This is a genomic window from Trebonia sp., from assembly GCF_049794275.1.
Classification (GTDB): domain Bacteria; phylum Actinomycetota; class Actinomycetes; order Streptosporangiales; family Streptosporangiaceae; genus Trebonia.
The window spans coordinates 1-4,738 of sequence record NZ_JBARCR010000008.1; the positions used below are offsets into that span (position 1 = coordinate 1).

The window sequence follows — 4,738 nt, forward strand, 5'->3', positions numbered from 1 at the left end:
GCGCTGACGCTGGCCAAGCGGCCGCGGGTGCTGCTGCTCGACGAGCCGGTCGCGGCGCTGGACCCGCTGGCGCGGCGGCACTTCCTCGGCACGCTGACGGCGGCCGTGGCGGACGCCGGCGGCGAGCTCACCGTCATGCTGTCGTCGCACCTGGTCGCCGACCTGGAGCGGGTGAGCGACCACCTCATCCTGGTGTCCTCGTCCCACGTCCAGCTCTGCGGCGAGGTCGACGACCTGCTCGCCGAGCACACGATGCTCGTCGGGCCGGTCAAGGACACGACCGCGCTCGAGCGGACGCACCACGTGGTGCACGCGGTGCGCACGCCGCGCCAGGCGCGGCTGCTCGTCCGGCTGGGCGGCCCGGTCATCGACCCGGCCTACGAGGCCGAGGACATCAGCCTGGAAGACCTGGTGCTCGGGTACATGGGCGCCGACGCGCCCGAGGCGTACGCCCACCTCACCGCGGTTGGAGAAGAGCAATGACCTGGCTCACCTGGCGGCAGTACCGCGTGCAGGCGGCGGTCGCCGCGCTGGTGCTCGCCGTGTTCGCCACGGTGCTGCTCGTCACCGGGTTCCAGCTGGCCGCGCAGTGGCACGCGGTACTCGCCGCGTGCACCGCCAGCGGCACGTGCGGCAACCTGCATCAGGGCGCCGTTTCGCTTGGCAGCGCGCTCGGATGGGATTTCGTCGTCCTCAGCTTGCTGGCGCCGGCCCTGTTCGGTGTGCTGGTGGGCGCGCCGCTCGTGGCGCACGAGTTCGAGGCCCGCACCTGCGACTTCGCCTGGGCGCAGAGCATCACCCGCACCCGCTGGCTCGCGGTCAAGGTCGGCTGGCTGCTGCTCGCCGCCGCCGTCTGGGGCGGCGCGATCGCCGCGCTCGTGACCTGGTGGTCCGGCCCGCGCAACGCCGCGTTCGGCGACGCGTTCCAGTCGAACTACTTCGACCAGCAGGGCCTGGTCCCCGTCGCCTACGCGGTGTTCGCCACGGCGCTGGGCATCGCGGCGGGCGCCGTGCTGCGCCGCACCCTGCCGGCGATCGCGATCGTGATCGGCGGGTTCATCGGGATGCGGCTGTGGGTTTCCCAGGACCTGCGGATGCACTTCATGGCCCCGGTTACCGCCTTTTACGGGGTGGCGGCCAACCTCAATACCCCGGCGGGTTCCATCAATGTCGGGGGCGGTCTTCTCAACAAGGCCGGCCAGGTCGTGACGGGGCCGCTCGGCAACGTGATGATCGACGGGGTCCCGAGCACGTCGCTGCCCGCCGCTTGCCGGCAGCTGATCCCGGCCAGCGCCAGCGGCCCGGCTGGCCCCTCCAACGCCACGCTGAACGCCGTCTACGGATGCCTGCAGAAGGCGGGCTACCGCCAGTTCATCAGCTATCAGCCCATCAGCCGCTACTGGGCGTTCCAGGGCATCGAGACCGGCATCTACCTGGCGGTGGCCGCCGCGCTGATCGCCATCACCTTCTACGCGGTCCGCCGCAGGGACGCGTGATCGCGATGAGCTGGGTCGTCTGGCGACAGTACCGGGCCGCGGCGGCGATCACTGCCGCGCTGGTCGCGGCGTTCGCCGCCCTGATCGTGGTCACCGGAGTGCAGGCCGCTTCGCAGTGGCACTCCGCGCTGAGCGTGTGCACCGCGTCCCGCACCTGCGGCAACCTATCGTCTAGCACGCTCTTCCTCGGCAGTCACGCGATCGGGTTCCTCGTGATCATGACGCTGGGCGTGCCCGCCGTGCTCGGCATCCTGGCCGGCGCGCCGTTGCTGGCGCACGAGTTCGAGACCGGCACCAACCAGTACGCGTGGACGCAAAGCGTCACCAGGCGTCGCTGGCTCGCGGTCAAGGCCGGCTGGCTGCTGCTCGCCGCGGCCGCCATCGGCGGGATCGTGTCGGCGCTCGTCACCTGGTGGTCCGGGCCGAACAACGCGCTGCAGGCGAACGCGTTCGACCCCGGCCGGTTCGACATCATGGGCATTGTCCCCGTGGGCTACGCGGTGTTCGCGACGGCGCTCGGCATCACGGCGGGGGCGCTGCTGCGCAGGACGCTGCCGGCGATCGCCGTCACGCTGGCCGGGTTCATCGTCGTCAGGGCCGTGATCTTCATGGCGCTGCGCCGGTCTTTCATGACCGCGGTGACCAGCTACTTCTCGCTCAGTAGCGGATTCACCCCCGCCGGATCCGCCTGGCAGCTCGGCACGGGCTTCGTCGGCGCCAACGGCCAGCCGATCAGCATCCCGCAATCGACGAACGGGCAAGTCCTCGGCACGGGCGTCGAAGGGATCCCGGTCAGTTCGCTGCCCGCCTCGTGCCAGGCCGCTGCGGGTAACGGGCCGTTTACGCGCGCCACCTACAACGCCGTGGTCTCCTGTGCGCAGGCGCACGGCATCCGCGGCTACGTGACGTATCAGCCGGCCTCGCGGTACTGGGCGTTCCAGGGCATCGAGACGGGGATTTTCCTGCTGCTCGCCGCGGCGCTGATCGCGGTGGCCTTCGCGGTCGTCAGCCGGCGGGACGCGTAAAAGCGGGACCGAGTCACCACGGGCCCGTTCGGGAAAAGGAAAGCAGGACCAGGCGCGCGGGTCAGCTGGCGGATACCGCCCCGGCGACCAGCTCGAATGAGCGGAGGCGGTCGGCCGGGCTGTAGGTCTGGGTGGTGAGCATCAGCTCGTCGGCTTCGGTCCGCTTCAGCAGCTCAGTCAGGCCGGAGCGGACCGTGTCCGGGGCGCCGATGAGCTGGGTCGCCTGCCGGTCCGCGATGAAGGCCTGCTCCAGGTCGCTGTAGGAGTAGGCGGCCGCCTCCTCCGGGGACGGGACCCTGCCGGGGCGGCCCTGGCGCAGCCGCAGGAACGACAGCGCGGACGAGCCGGCCAGGAAACGAGCGCGCTCGTCGGACTCCGCGCAGATCACTCCGGCGGCGACCATCGCGTACGGCTTGGAGAGCGTCTCCGACGGGCGGAAGGACTCCCGGTACAGCTCGAGCGCCGGGAGCGTGTTCGCGGGCATGAAGTGGTGCGCGAACGCGAACGGCAGGCCGAGCGCGCCGGCCACCTGCGCGCTGTAGCCGCTGGAGCCGAGCAGCCACATGTCCGGGCCGTTGCCCTCGCCGGGAACGGCGTGCACGGTCGTGTTCGGGTGGCCCGTCGGCCACTGCCCAGCGAAGAAGCCCAGCAGGTCGGTGAGCTGGCGCGGGAACTCGTCGGGGCCGCGGTGCCGCAGCGCGGCGGCGGTCGCCTGGTCGGTGCCAGGCGCGCGGCCGATGCCTAGGTCGATGCGGCCCGGGTGGAGCGCCTCGAGCATGCCGAACTGCTCAGCGACCACGAGCGAGGTGTGGTTCGGCAGCATCACGCCGCCGGAGCCGACCCTGATGGTTTCCGTCGCGTCGGCGATGTGCCCGATCAGCACCGGCGGGGACGAGCTCGCGATGCCCGGCATGCCGTGGTGTTCGGCCACCCAGAAGCGGGTGAAACCGAGGGATTCTGTGTGCCTGGCCAGCTCGGTCGTGGCGCGCAGCGCCTCGCCGGCCGAGCCGCCGTCCGGGATGGGCGCCAGGTCGAGCACGGACAGCGGCGCGCCGTTGAGGGTCAGTGGATCTGGGATTCCGGCCACGTCGAGGGGCAACACCGGCCGGGGCCCGGATCTTCCTGACACCTTCCCGGCGCAGCAATTAATTGTCATCGATAGTTCGCCCGGCCGTAACGGCATCTTGGCGGAACTCGAACACGCCGTGGGCGAACTTGATTACATGAGGATCGCGATCATTACGGAGTCCTTCCCACCCGATGTCAACGGTGTCGCAAACTGCGTAGTACGCGTAGCAGAAAACCTCGTCCGCAACGGCCACCACCCTCTGGTCATTGCTCCAGAGTCCGCGCGCGCCACCATCGGCGCTGACCGCCAGTTCCGCTATCCGGTGGAACGTGTCCCCTCTGTCCCGGTGCCCGGCTACCCGACGTTCCGGCTCGGCCTGCCCACACCGCGCACCCGGCGCGCCATCACCAGGCACGGCACCGACGTGGTCCACCTGGCCAGTCCGGTCGCGCTCGGCGCCTGGGGCGCCCGCGTGGCCAGGGCCGTGGACCTGCCCGTGGTCGCCGTCTACCAGACCGACCTGCCTAACTACGCCCGCGCCTACCGCCTCGGCGCGGTCACCGAGGCGTTCGCGTGGCGCTGGCTGCGCGACATCCACAACGCGGCTGGCCGCACCCTCGCCCCGTCCAGCGCGACGGCCGCCGACCTGCACGCGCACGGCATGGAGCGGGTGTGGCTATGGGGCAGGGGCGTTGACACCGAGCGGTTCCATCCGGCCCATAGGGACGGCCGGCTGCGCGCCGAGCTCGCGCCGGACGGCGAGGTGATCGTCGGCTACGTGGGCCGGCTCGCGCACGAGAAACGGGTCGACCTGCTCGCCGCCATCACCCGGCTGCCTGGAGTGCGGCTCGCGGTCACCGGCGGCGGCCCGATGGAGGAAGAACTGCGGCAGGCCCTCCCGTTGGCGATGTTCCTCGGCGAGCGGCACGGCGCGGACCTGGCACGGATCTACGCCAGCCTGGACATCTTCGTGCACACCGGCCCGTTCGAGACCTTCGGCCAGACGATCCAGGAGGCCGCGGCGAGCGGGCTGCCAGTGATCGCGCCGGCCGCCGGCGGCCCCCTCGACCTGGTGCACGAGGGCGCGACCGGGTTCCTCGTCCCGCCGGGCGATGGCGACGCGCTCGCCGCGGCGGTCCAGCGGGTGT

General features: G+C 71.4%; 4 protein-coding genes and 1 pseudogene. 4 read left to right on the top strand and 1 reads right to left on the bottom strand.

Translation table 11 applies throughout. The features are described from left to right. The 3 genes and pseudogenes from WA805_RS00180 to WA805_RS00190 form a co-directional block, all read left to right on the top strand. Positions 1–483: pseudogene (locus tag WA805_RS00180) on the top strand (ABC transporter ATP-binding protein); the annotation flags it as partial. Further along, positions 480–1,496, top strand: coding sequence for a hypothetical protein (locus tag WA805_RS00185; RefSeq protein ID WP_424559744.1), 1,017 nt, complete (start codon positions 480–482; stop codon positions 1,494–1,496). The pseudogene WA805_RS00180 and the gene WA805_RS00185, both read left to right, overlap by 4 nt. A gap of 5 nt (positions 1,497–1,501) precedes the next feature. Beyond that, positions 1,502–2,521 carry a hypothetical protein gene (locus WA805_RS00190; protein WP_425241348.1) on the top strand — a complete coding sequence of 340 codons (1,020 nt, stop codon included), beginning with the start codon at positions 1,502–1,504 and terminating at the stop codon, positions 2,519–2,521. A 61-nt stretch (positions 2,522–2,582) separates the two neighbouring features. Here the strand turns inward: WA805_RS00190 and WA805_RS00195 are convergent, their stop codons facing one another. Beyond that, complete coding sequence (locus WA805_RS00195; protein ID WP_425241349.1) at positions 2,583–3,608, bottom strand: LLM class flavin-dependent oxidoreductase; 1,026 nt, start codon at positions 3,606–3,608, stop codon at positions 2,583–2,585. A gap of 136 nt (positions 3,609–3,744) precedes the next feature. Here WA805_RS00195 and WA805_RS00200 point away from each other — a divergent pair. Next, a partial coding sequence (locus tag WA805_RS00200; RefSeq protein ID WP_425241350.1) for a glycosyltransferase family 4 protein occupies positions 3,745–4,738 on the top strand: 994 nt, incomplete at its 3' end.

Bases quoted from the DNA above. Each gene is read 5' to 3' on its own strand.
- WA805_RS00190 (WP_425241348.1), top strand. From the start codon at position 1,502: ATGAGCTGGGTCGTCTGGCGACAGTACCGGGCCGCGGCGGCGATCACT.
- WA805_RS00185 (WP_424559744.1), top strand. From the start codon at position 480: ATGACCTGGCTCACCTGGCGGCAGTACCGCGTGCAGGCGGCGGTCGCC.